Raw genomic sequence first — 16220 nt, forward strand, 5'->3', positions numbered from 1 at the left:
GCACCTTGCAGTGTCGGGCTTTTTTGTTCGATCGGCGGATCTTGTCTTTTACAGCTTCTGCCCGCTGCGTCCGGCCAGATCCTGGATGAACTGCCAGGCGACGCGGCCTGAGCGTGCGCCGCGGGTGGTGGACCATTCGAGTGCCTCCGCCTGCAATTCCTCGGGCGTGATCTTCAGGTCAAAATGTTTCGCATAGCCGCGGACCATCTCGAGATAGTCGTCCTGTGAACATTTGTGGAAGCCGAGCCACAGTCCGAAACGGTCGGAAAGCGAGACTTTTTCCTCCACGCTTTCGCTCGGATTGATCGCGGTGGAGCGTTCGTTCTCGATCATGTCGCGCGGCAGCAGGTGGCGCCGGTTGGACGTGGCGTAGAGCACGACGTTTTCCGGGCGGCCTTCGATACCGCCGTCGAGTGCGGCCTTGAGCGACTTGTAGGCGGTATCATCATGATCGAACGACAAGTCATCGCAGAACAGGATGAAACGCTGGCGCGCGGGCCGCAGGATTGCCATCAGTTCGGGCAGGGAATTTATGTCTTCGCGGTGGATTTCGATCAGTTTCAAAGGCGCGATCGTTTCGCTTTCGGCTGCGAGTTCGGCGTGGGCGGATTTGACCAGCGACGATTTGCCCATGCCGCGCGCGCCCCACAACAAAACGTTGTTGGCAGGCAGGCCGCGGGCGAAACGTCTGGTGTTGTCGACCAGGATGTCGCGGACATGATCGACGCCCTTGATCAGGCCTATCTCGATCCGGTTTGGCTTGGCGACAGGTGCAAGATGGTGCGCGTCGGCGTTCCAGACAAAGCAGTCGGCTGCATCGAAATCGTTTTCCATGCGCGGCGCCGGGGCCAGCGATTCCACGGCGCGGGAAAGCCGGGCGAGTTCTGCGAGGATTTGCTGGGCGGTCTGGTCTTGCATGTCAGTGTCCGTAATCTGGATGATGGTCCGTCGGGGCGTGTGGTGCTGTGCTGAGACCGACAAAATTGCGGGCCTCCGCGCGGCACCGCGCAGGATTGCATTCGTCTCCGGTCCGGCGAAAAAGCTCCGGGCGGGAGATGTTCAGGTGCGGGTAGCACAGCGTGGTAAAGCCGAAAAGCGGTTTTGAGCGGGAATTCAGGTGGGAAGGCACCATGTTTGCGTTGCAATCGCCCATCTTGCCACTATATTCCGCTCGACCGCTGGAGGCCTCTTGAAGGGCTCCATGCCTTATCTTCAAGGAGTTTTTCATGTTTGTTACCCCGGCCTATGCCCAGTCCGCACTCGGCGGCGGCGGCGGCGAGATCCTGATGTCGATCCTGCCGTTCCTGCTGATCTTCGTGATCATGTATTTCCTCATCATCCGCCCGCAGCGGACCCAGATGAAGAAGCGCGAGGAAATGCTCAAGAACGTGCGGCGCGGCGACCAGGTGATTACCGGCGGCGGCGTGATCGGCAAGGTCACAAAGGTGGTCGATGATACGGAACTCGAAGTCGAGATTGCCGACGGCGTGAAGGTCCGCCTGGTCCGCAGCCTGATCGCGGATGTCCGCGTCAAGGGCGAGCCGGCCAAGGAATAGCCGTAATATGCGGGCAGGGCGCTGGTCCTGTCCGCAAACCGCGTTTCCTACAGTCTCACCCCATTTCGTCCCCGAGGATGAACCGAGAGCCCCATGCTTTATTTCTCCCGTTGGAAAACAACTCTCATCTGGCTTGCCGTTCTCGCCAGCGTGGTGTTCGCGTTCCCGAACCTTCTGAGCCAACAGCAGGCAGACAGCCTGCCGGACTGGGCGCCATCGAAGAAACTCACTCTGGGTCTCGATCTGCAGGGCGGTTCCTACATGCTTTTGCAGGTGGAACGTCAGGACATCATCAAGGACCGCTTGACCACAACGGTTGACGATGTACGGCGGCTCCTGCGCGAAGCGGGGATCGGCTACACGGGATTGTCCGGTACGGGCCAGATGGTCCAGGTCCGGATTCGCGACGACGCGAAAGTCGAGGAAGCCAAGACCATCCTTGCCGAGCTTTCACAGCCGGTGAATTCGGGACTGTTTGGTGGCGGCACCGTGGCGGAAGCGACAATCGAGGAAACCCAGCCGGGACAGTTGCGCATTCTTCTGACCGATGAAGGCATCAGCTACCGGGTTTCATCGGCAGTCGCGCAATCGATCGAAGTGGTCCGCAAGCGTATTGACGAGTTGGGAACCACGGAACCGGTAATCCAGCGGCAGGGCGATGATCGCATCCTGGTGCAGGTTCCAGGTCTTGACGATCCCGAACGGCTGAAGAGCCTGCTCAACCAGACAGCCAAGCTGGCCTTCCGGATGGTGGATACCTCCATGCCGGTGCAGGAAGCCATTCAGGGGCGTCCGCCGGCCAATTCTGAAATTCTCTACACAACCGATGACCCGCCTATTCCATATCTGGTCCAGCGCTCGGTTCTGGTGTCGGGCGAAAACCTTGTCGATGCGCAGGCAGGTTACGACCAGCGCACCAACGAGCCGATTGTCAGCTTCCGGTTTGATTCCAAGGGCGGACAGCGTTTCGGCCAGGCAACCACGCAGAATGTCGGATTGCCGTTTGCCATCGTGCTGGATGATCAGGTTGTCTCTGCTCCGGTGATCCGCGAACCCATTCTCGGTGGTACCGGACAGATTTCCGGCAATTTCGATGTCGAGAGCGCCAACGATCTGGCGATCCTGCTGCGCGCGGGCGCACTGCCTGCAACGCTGACTGTGATTGAAGAACGCACCGTTGGCCCCGGCCTTGGCGCGGATTCGGTTGCGGCGGGTGAAATCGCCGGCATCATCGGTGCGCTTCTGGTGCTGGCCTTCATGTTCGTCGCCTACGGCATGCTCGGCTTCATTGCCAACCTGGCGCTGATTGCCAACGTGACCATGATCATCGCGGTGCTGACGCTGCTTGGTGCGACGCTGACGCTGCCGGGTATTGCCGGTATCGTTCTCACCGTCGGGATGGCGGTGGACTCCAACGTGCTGATTTACGAGCGGATTCGCGAGGAACACCGATCGGGACGCTCGCTGATCCAGGCGATTGATGCGGGCTTCAGCAAGGCCTTCGCCACCATTCTTGATGCCAACGTGACCACGCTTATCGCTGCGGTTATCCTGTTCTATCTCGGCACCGGTCCGGTGCGCGGTTTTGCCGTCACGCTTGCCGTGGGTATTGCCACGACAGTGTTCACCGCGTTTACCTTCACGCGCTGGATGGTTGCGGAATGGGTGCGTCGCAGCCGCCCGAAGAACATGCCGCGGGGTGCGCTCGACGCGATCATCCGTGACTTCAATTTCCGCTTCATGAAAATCCGCCGCTTCACATTCGTGGCCTCGGCGGTGCTGTCGCTGGCTTCGATGGCGCTGTTTGCGACGATCAACATGAATTACGGCATCGATTTCAAGGGTGGATCGATGATCGAGGTTCAGGCCAAGGACGGAAATGCCGATGTCGGCGATATCCGTGCGCGGTTGTCGGAGCTCAATCTTGGCGATATCCAGGCCCAGGAATTCGGATCACCGCGTGAAGTGCTGATCCGGGTGCAGGCACAGGGTGGCGGCGAGAACGCCGAACAGTCGGTGATCACGCTGGTCCGTGGCGAACTGGAAGGCGATTACGATATTCGCCGTGTCGAGGTTGTCGGACCGACCGTCTCGGGCGAACTGGCGCAGGCCGGTACCATTGCGGTCATCGCGTCGCTGCTGGCCATTCTGGTCTATATCTGGTTCCGCTTCGAATGGCAGTTCGCACTTGGTGCGATCATCGCAACGGTGCACGACGTGGTGCTTACCATCGGCATTTTCGTGGTGTCGGGAATCGAGTTCAACCTGTCGAGTATCGCGGCGGTGCTGACCATTGTCGGCTACTCGCTCAACGACACGGTTGTGGTTTATGACCGTGTTCGCGAAAACCTGAGGCGATACAAGAAGATGCCGCTGACCAGCCTGCTTGATCTGTCGATCAACCAGATGTTGCCGCGCACCATCCTGACTTCGTTGACCACGCTTCTGGCGCTGCTCGCGCTGTTCATCTTCGGTGGCGAAGTCATCCGCTCCTTCACATTCGCCATGATCTTCGGCGTGGTGGTCGGAACCTATTCGTCGATCTTCATCGCGGCTCCGGTTCTGGTCCTGTTCAAGCTCAGGGCGGAAACCTTCCGCGTTGGACTGGACGAGGAAGGTGAAAAGGAAACTCCGCCGGAAGTCCCGGGCCAGAGCAGGGCCTGAGGAATGTCCTCGGGTATAGAGATCCGTGCTGCGCATTTTCCCGGCAGGCCGCCGATAGATGCGTATGGCAATGGCGGCTTCCGGTTCGCGGACATGTCGCATCGCGGTTCGATTTTCTGCCTGCCATCCGGCGTTCATGGCTGGGATGTGATTGAAGGGCAGCAGCTGACGATGGACCTGTTCAAGCAGGTTCTGGCAGAGACCAGGGACATCGAGTTTTTGCTGGTCGGCACCGGATTGTCGATCCGGCCCTTGCCGGCGGAGCTGAAAACGGCGCTGCGGGCAGCCAATGTCTCCTCGGATCCGATGAGCACCGGTGCGGCTGTGCGGACCTACAATGTGATGCTGGCCGAATCCCGGGCGGTGGCCGCCGCCCTGATCGCTGTTTGATCATGACAGCGGTGTCAGCCCTGAGCGCGGACTCCCGCTCACAATTGCTTGGTGCTCTGCGCGAGGCTGATATTGACCGCTATCTGGCACTGTTGCTGATGCCCGAGGACGTGCGGGACGATTTGCTCGCGCTGTTCCTGTTCAATGCCGAAATTGCAGCCATTCGTGACAGGGTGCGTGAGCCGCTGCCCGGCGAAGTGCGGCTTCAGTGGTGGCGGGATGTGCTGTCCGGTGAGAGGGACGGTGAGGCGAGGGCGCATCCCGTTGCTTCTCTGTTGCGGGAGCTGATCGACCGCCGCGCCATGCCGGTTGCTCCGCTGATTGCCATGTGCGACGCGCGGATTTTCGATCTTTACGACGACCCGATGCCTGACCGGACGAGTTACGAGGGCTATGCCGGCGAAACAGCATCATCGCTTCTGCAGATGTCCGCCTTGGTGATGGATCCGGCTGCTTCCGCGGAGACGTCGACAGCCAGCGGCCATGCTGGCATTGCCCAGGCCGTGGCGGGGCATTTGATGCTGTTGCCGATCTCGCAGGCCCGAGGGCAGGTCTTCATTCCCGGGGACCTGCTGTCTGCGACCGGGCTTGACCGGGACAGTTTCCTTTCGGGCAACACCCCGGAACGGGCGGCAAACGCGGTCCGCGCCTTTGCCGGGTTCGGGCGGGAGCATCTCAACAAGGCGAGAACTGCGCTGCGTGATATTCCCGATTCGGTGATGCCCGCCTTTCTGCCGGCAGCACTCGCCAGCGCAGTGTTCAGCCGGGCGGAGAGCAAGGGAGCGGACTGTCTCGTCCGCTCGGTGCGGATGCCGCAATGGCGCCGGCAAGTCCAGCTCTGGCGGGCTGCACGCCGTGGAAAAATCTGACTTTTTTCGCCGATAACGGTTCCGGGGACCGGCAAAACCGCTTCGCACAAGGATTCTGTGATGGCTTGCACCTCTATGGCTTGCACGGCATAGTCACGAAGCGTTGACGCGGTCGGGAGCTACGTCAGTCGGAGGAAAGCATGAGTCTCGGAGCCTTGATTGTTGTCGTCGCCTTTGCGGTCACACTGGTGATCGGCGCCGTACACTATACCGGCGGGTCCCGCGGCAAGAACAGTGGCCGTGATCATGGTGAGGTGATTCTGGAATTTGCCCGTGCCTATCCGGGCGAAGCGATCCGTTCCGTGACGATCACCAAAGACGGCAACGCCAGCTTCTTGCGGCTGGCAGACGGCAAGACCGGCTTTCTGCAAAGCATGGGGCGTTACAATGTGGCGCGGCTCATTCTGCCGGGCGATGTAAGCGTTCAACCGATCGATGACCGGCCGGGCCTGCGGATAGAGTTTCACGAATCTGCGCTCAAGGGCGGAGATTACGTGTTTGATTCGGCGGAAGACGCGGCGGAAGTCTCTTTGTGGCTGTGCGGCAGCTTTGCCCTCGCCAACCCGGATATGGAGACCCCCGAGGCGGACGGGAATGCCTGACCTCAAGGATTTTCCCGATGTAACCCAATTGGCGATTCCGTTTTTCGTTGTTGCCATCCTGATCGAGCTGTTCGTCATTCGCTGTTTCAAGGGGCGCGGCGACTATGAGACCCGTGACACGACGACGTCACTGCTGATGGGTGTCGGCAACGTGGTTTCCGGCCTGCTGCTTGGGTTCGTCGCTTTTGGTGTGCTGATGTGGGCCTGGCAATACAGGATCGTCGATCTTGGCACATCCTGGCCGGTTATCGCGTTGTGCTTCATTCTCGATGACCTGCGTTACTACTGGTATCATCGCATTGCGCACCGCTGCCGCTGGGTCTGGGCCGAGCATGTGATTCACCACTCCTCGCAGCATTACAATCTGTCAACGGCGCTGCGGCAGAGCTGGACCGGTACGTTTACCGGCATGTTCATCCTGAGAATTCCGCTGGCGCTGATCGGGTTTCACCCGGTGCTGCTGTTGTTCGTCGGCGGTCTCAATCTGGTCTACCAGTTCTGGATCCATACAGAGACAATCGGCAGGATGTGGAAGCCGGTCGAGTGGATCTTCAACACACCGTCACATCACCGGGTGCATCACGCCACCAATCCGCGCTATCTCGATTCGAACTATGCCGGCACGCTGATCGTCTGGGACCGCCTGTTCGGCACTTTCGTACCTGAGCTCGACGAGGACATGCCGCGTTACGGCATTGTCAAAAACATCGGTACATTCAATCCGGTGCGGGTGGCGTTTCACGAATGGATCGACATGTTCAAGGATGCATTCCGGCCAGGACTGAGTGTCAGGCAGCGGCTGGCCTATCTGTTCGCGCAGCCGGGCTGGAGCCATGACGGATCGCGAATGGGGTCGGAGGCGCTGAAGGCCGACTATGTGACGCGGCATCCCGATGCGGCAGGTACGCCCGGATTGCCCGGCAGCGGATTGGCCGAAGGCGGTCATCGGGCCGTGCCCTTAAAATAGCAGCCGCCGCAAGGAAAACGCTGAGAGCGGACAGACAAGACTGCCCGCGGCTTGACCTATTCAGCTGCCTGCTGAACACCGCCACCGAGCCATGAAGCAAAGTCGGTGAGTGCCCGCCGCGCCATGGCCTGTTTCTTGGCCTTGGCCTTGTCCTTGCCGCGGAAACGGCCGCCGCCTTCAGGGCGGACAATGGCGCCCGGATCGAGCGGTGGAAACAGGCCGAAATTCACATTCATCGGCTGGAACGAGCGCTTTCCCGGTTCGTCGTCGCTGACGATATGGCCGCCGGTGATGTGGTTGAGAAGGGCGCCGAAGGCCGAGGTCAATGGCGGCGGGGCCAATTCCTCGTGCAGCCGCTCTGCGGCGGCAAAACGTCCGGCGAGAAGGCCGATGGCGGCACTCTCGACATAGCCCTCGCAACCGGTGATCTGGCCGGCAAAGCGCAAGCCCGGGCGGCTTTTGAGCTGCAATGTGCCATCAAGAAGCAGCGGCGAATTCAGGTAGGTGTTGCGATGCAGGCCACCGAGGCGTGCGAATTCGGCATTCTCGAGGCCCGGGATCATCCGGAAAATGTCGGCCTGGGCTCCGTATTTCAGTTTTGTCTGGAAACCGACCATGTTGTAGAGCGTGCCAAGCGCATTGTCCTGGCGCAGCTGGACGACGGCATAGGCCTTGATGTCGGGCTTGTGGGCATTGGTCAGACCCATCGGCTTCATCGGTCCGTGGCGCAAGGTCTCGCGCCCGCGCTCGGCCATGATCTCGATCGGCAGACAGCCGTCGAAATAGGGAGTGCCTTCCCATTCCTTGAAGCCGGTGGTGTCGCCGGCGATCAGGGCATCGATGAACGCGTCATACTGGTCCTTGTCCATCGGGCAGTTGATGTAGTCGCGGCCGGTGCCGCCGGGACCGACCTTGTCGTAGCGCGACTGGAACCAGCAGACAGACATGTCGATGGAATCGGTGTGAATGATTGGCGCAATGGCATCGAAAAAGGCCAAGGCATCCTGACCGGTCTCGGCGCTGATGGCTTCGGCAAGGCCGGGTGCCGTCAATGGGCCGGTGGCGATGATGGTCTGGTCCCAGTCCGCGGGCGGCAGCCCGGTGATCTCCTCGCGGGCAACGGTGATCAGCGGCTCGGCCGCAATCGCGTCGGTAACGGCCTGGGCGAACCCTTCGCGGTCGACAGCAAGCGCGCCGCCGGCGGGAACCTGGTTGGCGTCGGCGCATGACATGATCAGTGAGCCCGCCATGCGCATCTCGGCATGAATGACGCCGACCGCATTGTTTTCCGCATCGTCTGAGCGGAATGAATTGGAGCAGACCAGTTCGCCCAGGCTGTCGGTCTTGTGGGCTTCGGTGCCGCGCACCGGGCGCATCTCGTGCAGGATCACCGGCAGTCCGCGCCGGGCGATCTGCCAGGCAGCTTCAGAACCGGCGAGGCCGCCGCCGATGACATGGATGGGGGAGTGGGAAGAATTGGTCTTGGTCATGACGTCCGTTTACCACGGGCGTGATCCCGTCTCAAAGGTGTTTGTGCAGGATCCGGATACGAAAACGGCGCCCCAGGGGACGCCGTAACGAACAGTCAGTGCTGCGGCTATTAGCGGTGACGAAGGCCGCGAGCCACATTGTCGATATCGAAACGGGTCAGGCCGATGTCAGCCAGGGTTTCGTTGGAAAGGTTTGCAAGTTCCTGTGCAGTCTGGCGGGTCTTCATCCAGCTGCGGGCTCTGCTGAGAAATTTCATGGCAGTCTCCTCGGGTTGGCCGGTGCGGGCCGTGATGACGATTTATGCAATCTGATGCCTGCCATATAGGCGTTTGCCGCCCATTTGTGCAGCGCAATAATCGCAAGTCTGATATGCGCGCGCCGAATGGCTGGATTATCGCTTTGTCAACGTTTCGGGTTTGCCGGGAAACATCTGATGGCTCGGCAGGCCAGTGGGCGTTGTCGGTGAAGCTTGCCGCTCAAACAGAAACAGCGCCCTGTTGCCAGGGCGCCGTTTTGATGTCCGGCCGTCGGCCGGGCAGAACGTAGCGTTGTTACTTGCCGGGACGGCGTGCAACGAACGGAATATCGCCGCGGGAAATGCCGAGGTCGTTGAGTTCGCGCTGCGACATGCGGGACAGTTCGTTGACGGTGTTGCGGTAGTCGCGCCAGTCTTTGTAAGCCTTACGGAAGTTCATGGTGTTTTCCTTTCTGAGTGGCGCCGCTCCGAAGATTGGCCGCCGTGTTTGGTTGATCCTGATATAGGTGCAGGTGATCTCATTGTGCAGTGCAAAAGATTGCAAAGGAGCCATGCGATTTCTGCAAGGCGCCTTAATAAACTCTTGTTAATGGTCGTTAATTTGCATGGGTCCGTAGTCCGCATGATCCTCACGCAGGCGGCTAACCCGCATCCTGCGGGCGCACCAGTGGCATCTCGCCAGGCGGTATGGTGGCGCTGGTCGTTGAGGTTTTGGGAGGGGGCGTTCTGACAAAAAAATAACGCCCACCGGGGGAGGAGGATCCGGTGGGCGTCATTTTGGGAGACTGATGCTCGGGAGGAGGATGAACACCAGTCACATCGAAGCGGCATTTTGGGAGGAGGAGGAGGCCGCTCCGAATTCTTGAATCTTATGTCGCGCGCCGTGCAGCGAATGGGATATCGTTGCGCGTCATGCCGATGTCGCTCAACTCGCGTTCCGAAAGCCGGTTAAGCTCTACGCAGGTTTCGCGATACTTCCGCCAGCTGGCGTAGGATTTGATCAGTTTCATTGGTGACCTTCCTCTGTCCCGCTGTTGTCCGGTTCACCACTGTGGCGTTCCGATGATTTGAATATAGGGGCATTCAATCGATTTGTGCAGTGCAATATTATCATGGAAGCTATTCCCAAATTGCATGGCTGAAGCTCGAAACCCCGATTTTTGCCTCAAAGCTGTGCAATCCAAGCATAAATGGAGGCAGACTGCCTTCATTCCAGCCGTTGTCCGTTTGCCCGCATGATGTAATCTCGAATTCGGCACCTTCAAGGAAAGAATCGCGACATGTTCCGCAGATATTTGTCCCGTGAGATCAACGTGTGGACGCAGAACGGGCTGTTGCAGCCGGGGCAGGGCGAAGCGCTGCTCAAGGACCACGACAGCCGCCATACAGGTTTCAACCTCTCCAGCGTGCTGGCTGTTTTGGCGGCGATCCTGTTTGGCGGGGCCGTGGTTGCACTGGTTGCCGCCAATTGGGAAGCCATTGCCCGGCCGATGCGGGTGTTGATGATCTTTGTCTTTATAATAGGCGGCCTGACTGCTGCAGCCTACGCTGCCCGCCGCAATGCCTACTGGGTCACGGAGGCGGCGCTTGTCTTCACATTGCTTTGTTACGGGGCCGGTATCGCCCTGGTTGGACAGATGTATCATCTCAGCGGCGATGAGGCTGGCTTCATGCTGGCATGGACGATGGGCGCCCTGGTGGTGGCGATCGGGTTTTCCTCGGCGATGGCAGCGGTCAGCGCCGGGGTGCTGGGACTTGGCTATATGGTGGCCGAATCGGCGGTCTTTGCCTCCGGATCGTCAGATGTGATCAATGTTTCGGGGTATGTCTCGGTGATGGCGGTGGCCATAGTCATTGGCGTTTCGGCCTGGCGCTCCCGCTCGGCCATGGCCGGGCATCTTTGCGCGTTGCTGATTGTCGGATGGTTCATCTGGCTCGTGGTCGAGACCACCGAGCAAAACCCGGGCTATGCACTCGCGGCATTTGGCGCCGCGGCCTTCGCTGCAGGGTCCATTGTTCCTTCGGGGTTGCGCGGGCTGATGTCGCAGCACGGCGTGGTGTCGGCCTATGGTGCGATCCTGCTCCTGTCCGGGCTTGGAATGATCCAGCTGGAGATCAGCGATGCGGGCCTTGCCGGGGAAATGGTTCTGGCCGGTATCATCCTTTTGGCGAGTGTTGCCGTCCTGGCGATTGCCGGCGGCGAGAACCGGTTGATTCGAAGTTTTGCCTATTTCGCCTTCGCTTGCGAAACCATCTACGTGGTTGGTGAAACCCTCGGGTCGCTGCTGGGCAGTTCGGGCTTCCTGTTTTTGGGCGGAGTGGTGCTGGCGGTCATCGCCTTTGTGGTGATGAAACTTGAAAGACGCTTCAAGGCCGGAAGGACTGTGTCATGAGCGGGTTTGGTCAATTTCTGCGCCGCGGTTTCAGCCCGGTGCTTGCAGCCATCGTCTGCGGCGTGGTTCTCGTCGGCACACTTGGCTTCATGATCCACAGCCGGGCGGCAATCCTGCGGGATGGTTCCGAGATCATCCTCAGGACAGCCCCGGTCGATCCGCGAGATCTGATGCGGGGCGACTATGTGAGGCTGCGTTATGGAGATATTTCCTCGGTAGACGGTGCGCTGCTTGCGGGCAGTTGGCCGAAAGAGGACATCCTTGTACCGCTGTGGCTGACACTCGTGCCCGGAGATGACGGGACGGCCAGGGTCAAGGCCGTCAGCCTTGAGAAGCCCGATGGGGGCAATCCGGACGCGGTATATCTCAAAAGCAAGCCGGTCATGCTTTACGGTGAAGATCATCCGCGGACAGGGCAGGTGCCTCTTCGGCTGAAATTTGGCATCGAACGCTATTACGTGCCTGAAGGTGAGGGGCTGGAAATCGAGAAAGCCCGAAATGCCGGACGGACGACCGTGGCGATCCGTGTATCCAGGGACGGAGAGCCGCAAATTGCCCGCCTGATGATCGACGGGCAAACACTTTATGAGGAGCCGCTTTACTGAAAAGCAGGCTTGAAATCGGCCCGGTCAGGGGGCGGGCCCCAAAATCGGTGATGCCCGGGGTTATTTTTCCTTTGATCACCGGCATTCGGGTGATATAGAGCGACCGCGTTCAGGGTCGCCTCGCGCGAGCGTGGTTTTGCGGCCCTAAGAGCGGGTATGGTGAAATTGGTAGACACGCCAGATTTAGGTTCTGGTGCCGTAAGGCGTGGGAGTTCAAGTCTCTCTACCCGCACCAGATTACAGTCCGGTCCGACCGCCGCATGGCATTGGATGGCAGGGCGAGCACGAAGGGCGTTCAGCCGGTTCATCCGGTCTGGGGCTTACAATGAAGAAAGCCACAAGCGACGCCGGAAAACCGGCCCAGTCGCGGGGCCAACCCGAACGGTCGCAGTCGCGAGGAAATGAAGGTTTGAACATGCAGGTTACCGAAACGCTTGCCGAAGGGCTGAAGCGCGAATTGAAGATTGTCGTTCCCGCTGCGGACATGACATCGCAGATGAACGAGAAGCTTGCCGAAGCCAAGGGCAAGATGCAGATCAAGGGTTTCCGGCCTGGCAAGGTGCCGATTTCGCACCTGAAGAAGGTTTACGGCAAGTCGATCATGGCGCAGCTGGTCAATGAAATGATCCAGGAAAAGCCGGCTTCGATCCTTGCCGAGCGTGGCGAACGATCCGCCACCCAGCCCGAGATCAAGATGACCGAGGACGAAAAGGAAGCCGATGCTATCCTTAACGGTGATGCCGATTTCGAATTCACCATGGCGTATGAAGTCATTCCGGCTTTCGATCTGGCTGACATGTCCAAGGTCAAGGTTGTTCGCGAAGTCGTCGATGTTCCTGCAGAGGAAGTCGAGGAGCAGGTGCTTCGGGTTGCCGAAAACAGCCGCACGTTCGAGCCCAAGACGGGCAAGGCTGTCGATGGCGACAAGGTGACCATCGATTACCTTGGCAAGGTTGACGGCGAGCCTTTCGAAGGCGGAGCGGATCAGGATGCCGAGCTGGTTATCGGTTCGAACCGGTTTATCCCGGGTTTTGAAGAGCAGCTGATCGGCCTCAAGGAAGGCGACGAGAAGGTGATCAAGGTCACGTTCCCGGCCGAATACCAGGCCGCGCACCTTGCCGGCAAGGAAGCCACCTTCGACATCAAGGTCAAGGCAATTGCCGCACCGGGCGAGCTGGAAATCAACGACGAACTGGCCAAGACGCTGGGTCTTGATTCGGCTGACAAGCTGCGTGAAATCATCCGGTCGCAGATCGAAGACCAGTATGGTCAGGTGACGCGCCAGAAGCTGAAGCGTCAGATTCTCGATCAGCTTGATGAAGCGCACAAGTTCGATACGCCGTCCAAGCTGGTCGATGCCGAGTTCGAGAGCATCTGGCGCCAGATCAACCAGGAACTGTCGGACAACGGCAAGACCTTTGCTGATGAGGACACCACCGAAGAAGCCGCTCGCGAAGAGTACCGTGCGCTGGCTGAACGCCGCGTCCGTCTCGGTCTGGTGCTGTCGAAAATCGGTGAAGAAGCCGGTGTCGAGGTCAGCGACGACGAACTGCAGCGCTCGCTGTTCGAGCAGGTTCGCAAGTTCCCGGGCCAGGAACAGGAAATCTACGAATATTTCCAGAAGACTCCCGGTGCCGTCGCTTCGCTGCGCGCTCCGATCTTTGAAGAAAAGACCATTGACCACCTGATGACCATCATCGACGTGACGGACAAGAAGGTGACCAAGGATGAGCTGATGGCAGAAGACGAAGCGGAAGCTTCGGAAAAGCCGGCAGCAAAGAAAAAGGCTGCGCCGAAGAAGAAGGCAGCCAAGAAGGATGAGGCGGCTTCCGAGTAAGCCCTGTCACATTCCGATGTTTGAAAACGCCGGGGCATTGCTCCGGCGTTTTTGCGTCGGGGATGGTTTGATTGGAGCTTGTTGCCTGAGATATCAGGCCCCGTCGGCGTTACATGGAACAGGCGGGCCCGGCTAGATCAGCTTCAGGCCCTTGAGGCTGGCATGGCCGTCCTTGCCGATGATGATGTGGTCATGGACGGTGATTCCCAGCGGGCGGGCGGTGTCGATAATCAGTTTGGTCATCTCGATGTCGGCGCGCGAGGGTGTCGGGTCGCCGGAGGGATGGTTGTGGACCAGGATGAGGGCGGTGGCGGAGAGTTCGAGCGCACGCTTGACGACTTCGCGCGGATAGACAGGCGTGTGGTCAACCGTACCGGTCTGCTGCACCTCATCGGCGATCAGGGCGTTCTTCTTGTCGAGAAACAGCACGCGGAACTGTTCGCGTGCCTCGAATGCCATTGCCGCACGGCAGTATTCGATCACGGATGTCCATGAGGCGAGGACCTGGCGGCCCTTGAGTTCCCCCTTGAGCATGCGGTGAGCAATGGAGGCGACGAGCTTGAGGTCTGTGGCGACGCTGTCGCCGACGCCTTTGACTTCGGTGAGCAAATGGGTCGGTGCGCCGAGCACTTCCGGCAATGAGCCAAACCGCGCCAGCAGAGCCTTGGCGATCGGTTTGGTGTCCCTGCGGGGTATCAGCCGGAACAGCAGCAGTTCGAGCAATTCATAATCAGCCAGCGCCCGGTCGCCGCCCTCGCGGAAGCGCTGGCGCAGCCGGTCACGATGGCCGTGAAAGTGTTCATCGGCAGCGGCCGGTGGCGTGGCCGGGCCTGTATCCAGCGGCCGCCCGCGGGTCTTGCCCTGGCGGCTTTCGGCAAAATAGGTGCGTTCGTCCTCGGGCTTTTGGTTCTGGTTCTCGCCGTCCTGGCCCTCATCGTTCAGGCCTTGCTCATCCAGACCTTTTTCATTCAGATCCGGGCGACGGCGTGATGTCATGCGGGCAGACCGGGCCGGTCCAGTCCGGCTGGCGAGAGGGTAAAGATCTCGCAGCCGGTTTCCGTGACGCCAATGGTGTGTTCGTACTGCGCTGTCAGCGAGCGGTCCCGCGTCACGGCGGTCCAGCCATCGGAGAGCACTTTGACATGCGGGCGGCCCAAGTTGATCATCGGCTCGATGGTGAAGATCATGCCGGGACGCATTTCCGGCCCTTCTTCTGCGCGACCGTAATGCAGGATGTTGGGCGCATCGTGAAACAGCTTGCCGACACCGTGGCCGCAGAAATCGCGCACCACCGAGCACCGTTCGGCTTCGGCGTATTTCTGGATCGCTTCGCCAATGGCGCCGGTCCGCGCACCGGGTTTGACGGCTTCAATGCCAAGCATCAGGGTCTTGTGGGTGATTTCAAGCAGCCGCTCGGCGGCCCGCTTTATCTCGCCAACCGGGTACATCCGGCTCGAATCGCCATGCCAGCCATCAAGCACGTAGGTCACGTCGATATTGACGATTTCACCTTCGCGCAGCGGCTTGTCATTGGGGATGCCGTGACAGACCACGTGATTGATGGATGTGCAGCAGGATTTCGTGTAACCGCGGTAATTCAGCGTTGCGGGCAGGGCACCGTGGTCCATGCCGAATTCGTAGACGAAGCGGTCGATCTCGTTGGTGGTCACGCCGGGGGCCACGCGGCTGACCAGTTCATCGAGGCACCGGGCGGTGATCTGGCTTGCCTTGCGCATGCCTTCAAAGCCTTCCGGGCCGTATAGCCGGATCTGGCCTGTGTTTTTCATCGGGGCCGAGGTGGCATCGATATAGGTAACCATGGCTGGCTCGCTTTGTCTTGTCATGGCCGGTCTGACCGGCCCAGCTTCATGATACGCTGTTTAGACCGGATTCCTCAACGGGAACCATCATTTCAGCGCGTATTTGCTCAGATGTGATCTTGCATCGTATGGCGCAAGCTTCAACCCCGCGCTTCATGGCGCGGTCAAAGGCCGCGGCGTAGGCGGGGTCGAGATCGCGGCACAGGCTGAGGCTGTCCACATCGCCGCGCTGGATGAGATAGACCATTATCGCGCGGTGTCCAGCCTCAACCATGTCGCCGAGTTCTTCAAGGTGCTTGGCGCCACGGGTGGTGACGCTGTCGGGAAATTCCGCCAGACGGCCGTTGCGGCGAAAATGGACATTCTTGACTTCGACATAGGCCAGGCCCCTGTCGGGGTCTCTCAAGAGAATGTCGATGCGGGAGTTTATGCCGTATTTCTGCTCGGCCTTGCGCTCGGCGTAGCCGTTGAGCGATCGGATCAGGCCTTCGTCGATTGCCTCTTCCACCAGCCGGTTGGGGCGGCCCGTGTTGATTCCCACCAGCGTGCCATCGGCCTCAACCAGTTCGAGTGCATGGGGATACTTGCGGGTACCGCCGGAATGGCGGGTGAGAAAACATCTTGATCCGGGCGTGGTCAGGCCGCGCATCGAACCGGTGTTCGGGCAGGAGCCGGTGATCAGATCACCGGTATCGAGCTCGGCATCGAAGAGGAACCGCTTGTAGCGGCGGATCAGGGTCGCAGGGACCAGAGGCGGATCGAATTTCATG

17 protein-coding genes and 1 tRNA gene are annotated in these 16220 nt (G+C 59.8%); 10 read left to right on the forward strand and 8 right to left on the reverse strand.

What is annotated here, in order from left to right; all coding sequences use genetic code 11:
- Positions 1 to 48 precede the first annotated feature (48 nt).
- On the reverse strand, positions 49 to 918 hold the full coding sequence (locus WNY80_RS03800; protein ID WP_342886000.1) for an ATP-binding protein: 870 nt from the start codon (positions 916 to 918) through the stop codon (positions 49 to 51).
- 308 nt (positions 919 to 1226) lie between these two features.
- On the opposite strand from WNY80_RS03800, the gene yajC reads away from it, so the two are divergent.
- From yajC to WNY80_RS03830, 6 genes are all read left to right on the forward strand, one after another.
- Positions 1227 to 1556: a preprotein translocase subunit YajC gene (yajC, locus tag WNY80_RS03805; RefSeq protein ID WP_342886001.1), complete on the forward strand. Its 330-nt coding sequence runs from the start codon at positions 1227 to 1229 to the stop codon at positions 1554 to 1556.
- Positions 1557 to 1649: 93 nt separating this feature from the next.
- Positions 1650 to 4220, forward strand: coding sequence for a protein translocase subunit SecDF (secDF, locus tag WNY80_RS03810; RefSeq protein WP_342886002.1), 2571 nt, complete (start codon positions 1650 to 1652; stop codon positions 4218 to 4220).
- Between the two features lie 3 nt (positions 4221 to 4223).
- The gene (locus WNY80_RS03815; RefSeq protein ID WP_342886003.1) at positions 4224 to 4610 is read left to right on the forward strand and encodes an Mth938-like domain-containing protein; all 387 of its coding nucleotides are present in this window, start codon (positions 4224 to 4226) and stop codon (positions 4608 to 4610) included.
- Between the two features lie 2 nt (positions 4611 to 4612).
- Entirely contained in the window at positions 4613 to 5479 is an 867-nt protein-coding gene (locus WNY80_RS03820) for a phytoene/squalene synthase family protein (RefSeq protein WP_342886004.1), read from the forward strand.
- 140 nt (positions 5480 to 5619) lie between these two features.
- Positions 5620 to 6081, forward strand: a complete 462-nt coding sequence (locus tag WNY80_RS03825) for a hypothetical protein (RefSeq protein ID WP_342886005.1) — start codon at positions 5620 to 5622, stop codon at positions 6079 to 6081.
- Positions 6074 to 7048: a sterol desaturase family protein gene (locus WNY80_RS03830; protein WP_342886006.1), complete on the forward strand. Its 975-nt coding sequence runs from the start codon at positions 6074 to 6076 to the stop codon at positions 7046 to 7048. The genes WNY80_RS03825 and WNY80_RS03830 overlap by 8 nt, the downstream gene beginning before the upstream one ends.
- 56 nt (positions 7049 to 7104) lie before the next feature.
- Here WNY80_RS03830 and trmFO read toward each other — a convergent pair whose 3' ends face one another.
- From trmFO to WNY80_RS03850, 4 genes are all read right to left on the reverse strand, one after another.
- Positions 7105 to 8538: a methylenetetrahydrofolate--tRNA-(uracil(54)-C(5))-methyltransferase (FADH(2)-oxidizing) TrmFO gene (trmFO, locus tag WNY80_RS03835; RefSeq protein WP_342886007.1), complete on the reverse strand. Its 1434-nt coding sequence runs from the start codon at positions 8536 to 8538 to the stop codon at positions 7105 to 7107.
- A 110-nt stretch (positions 8539 to 8648) separates the two neighbouring features.
- Positions 8649 to 8795, reverse strand: a complete 147-nt coding sequence (locus tag WNY80_RS03840; RefSeq protein ID WP_342886008.1) for a DUF1127 domain-containing protein — start codon at positions 8793 to 8795, stop codon at positions 8649 to 8651.
- 295 nt (positions 8796 to 9090) lie between these two features.
- Positions 9091 to 9234 carry a DUF1127 domain-containing protein gene (locus WNY80_RS03845; protein WP_342886009.1) on the reverse strand — a complete coding sequence of 48 codons (144 nt, stop codon included), beginning with the start codon at positions 9232 to 9234 and terminating at the stop codon, positions 9091 to 9093.
- Between the two features lie 430 nt (positions 9235 to 9664).
- On the reverse strand, positions 9665 to 9805 hold the full coding sequence (locus WNY80_RS03850; protein ID WP_342886010.1) for a DUF1127 domain-containing protein: 141 nt from the start codon (positions 9803 to 9805) through the stop codon (positions 9665 to 9667).
- Positions 9806 to 10075: 270 nt separating this feature from the next.
- On the opposite strand from WNY80_RS03850, the gene WNY80_RS03855 reads away from it, so the two are divergent.
- The 4 genes from WNY80_RS03855 (at position 10076) to tig (ending at position 13630) form a co-directional block, all read left to right on the forward strand.
- A complete protein-coding gene (locus WNY80_RS03855) occupies positions 10076 to 11188 on the forward strand; it encodes a DUF2157 domain-containing protein (RefSeq protein WP_342886011.1) in 1113 nt (370 codons plus the stop codon).
- Positions 11185 to 11793 (forward strand): GDYXXLXY domain-containing protein, encoded by a 609-nt coding sequence (locus WNY80_RS03860; protein WP_342886012.1) that lies wholly within the window; start codon positions 11185 to 11187, stop codon positions 11791 to 11793. Before WNY80_RS03855 ends, WNY80_RS03860 begins: the two co-directional genes overlap by 4 nt.
- A 150-nt stretch (positions 11794 to 11943) precedes the next feature.
- Positions 11944 to 12028, forward strand: a tRNA-Leu gene (locus WNY80_RS03865).
- A 180-nt stretch (positions 12029 to 12208) separates the two neighbouring features.
- Positions 12209 to 13630: a trigger factor gene (gene tig / locus WNY80_RS03870; protein WP_342886303.1), complete on the forward strand. Its 1422-nt coding sequence runs from the start codon at positions 12209 to 12211 to the stop codon at positions 13628 to 13630.
- A 132-nt stretch (positions 13631 to 13762) separates the two neighbouring features.
- On the opposite strand, the gene radC is transcribed toward tig, so the two are convergent.
- The 3 genes from radC to sfsA are packed head-to-tail and all read right to left on the reverse strand — an operon-like array spanning position 13763 to position 16219.
- Positions 13763 to 14626, reverse strand: a complete 864-nt coding sequence (gene radC / locus WNY80_RS03875) for a DNA repair protein RadC (protein WP_342886013.1) — start codon at positions 14624 to 14626, stop codon at positions 13763 to 13765.
- Positions 14623 to 15450, reverse strand: a complete 828-nt coding sequence (gene map, locus WNY80_RS03880) for a type I methionyl aminopeptidase (RefSeq protein WP_342886304.1) — start codon at positions 15448 to 15450, stop codon at positions 14623 to 14625. Before map ends, radC begins: the two co-directional genes overlap by 4 nt.
- Positions 15451 to 15496: 46 nt before the next feature.
- The gene (gene sfsA / locus WNY80_RS03885) at positions 15497 to 16219 is read right to left on the reverse strand and encodes a DNA/RNA nuclease SfsA (protein ID WP_342886014.1); all 723 of its coding nucleotides are present in this window, start codon (positions 16217 to 16219) and stop codon (positions 15497 to 15499) included.
- Position 16220 lies beyond the last annotated feature (1 nt).

Origin of the sequence: Hoeflea sp. AS16, assembly GCF_038900095.1 — a bacterium.
Classification (GTDB): domain Bacteria; phylum Pseudomonadota; class Alphaproteobacteria; order Rhizobiales; family Rhizobiaceae; genus Hoeflea.

Bases quoted from the DNA above. Each gene is read 5' to 3' on its own strand.
- secDF (WP_342886002.1), top strand. From the start codon at position 1,650: ATGCTTTATTTCTCCCGTTGGAAAACAACTCTCATCTGGCTTGCCGTT.
- trmFO (WP_342886007.1), bottom strand. From the start codon at position 8,538: ATGACCAAGACCAATTCTTCCCACTCCCCCATCCATGTCATCGGCGGC.
- WNY80_RS03800 (WP_342886000.1), bottom strand. From the start codon at position 918: ATGCAAGACCAGACCGCCCAGCAAATCCTCGCAGAACTCGCCCGGCTT.
- WNY80_RS03840 (WP_342886008.1), bottom strand. From the start codon at position 8,795: ATGAAATTTCTCAGCAGAGCCCGCAGCTGGATGAAGACCCGCCAGACT.
- tig (WP_342886303.1), top strand. From the start codon at position 12,209: ATGCAGGTTACCGAAACGCTTGCCGAAGGGCTGAAGCGCGAATTGAAG.
- WNY80_RS03825 (WP_342886005.1), top strand. From the start codon at position 5,620: ATGAGTCTCGGAGCCTTGATTGTTGTCGTCGCCTTTGCGGTCACACTG.
- WNY80_RS03860 (WP_342886012.1), top strand. From the start codon at position 11,185: ATGAGCGGGTTTGGTCAATTTCTGCGCCGCGGTTTCAGCCCGGTGCTT.
- WNY80_RS03845 (WP_342886009.1), bottom strand. From the start codon at position 9,234: ATGAACTTCCGTAAGGCTTACAAAGACTGGCGCGACTACCGCAACACC.
- WNY80_RS03815 (WP_342886003.1), top strand. From the start codon at position 4,224: ATGTCCTCGGGTATAGAGATCCGTGCTGCGCATTTTCCCGGCAGGCCG.
- map (WP_342886304.1), bottom strand. From the start codon at position 15,450: ATGGTTACCTATATCGATGCCACCTCGGCCCCGATGAAAAACACAGGC.
- WNY80_RS03850 (WP_342886010.1), bottom strand. From the start codon at position 9,805: ATGAAACTGATCAAATCCTACGCCAGCTGGCGGAAGTATCGCGAAACC.
- yajC (WP_342886001.1), top strand. From the start codon at position 1,227: ATGTTTGTTACCCCGGCCTATGCCCAGTCCGCACTCGGCGGCGGCGGC.
- WNY80_RS03820 (WP_342886004.1), top strand. From the start codon at position 4,613: ATGACAGCGGTGTCAGCCCTGAGCGCGGACTCCCGCTCACAATTGCTT.
- sfsA (WP_342886014.1), bottom strand. From the start codon at position 16,219: ATGAAATTCGATCCGCCTCTGGTCCCTGCGACCCTGATCCGCCGCTAC.
- radC (WP_342886013.1), bottom strand. From the start codon at position 14,626: ATGACATCACGCCGTCGCCCGGATCTGAATGAAAAAGGTCTGGATGAG.
- WNY80_RS03830 (WP_342886006.1), top strand. From the start codon at position 6,074: ATGCCTGACCTCAAGGATTTTCCCGATGTAACCCAATTGGCGATTCCG.
- WNY80_RS03855 (WP_342886011.1), top strand. From the start codon at position 10,076: ATGTTCCGCAGATATTTGTCCCGTGAGATCAACGTGTGGACGCAGAAC.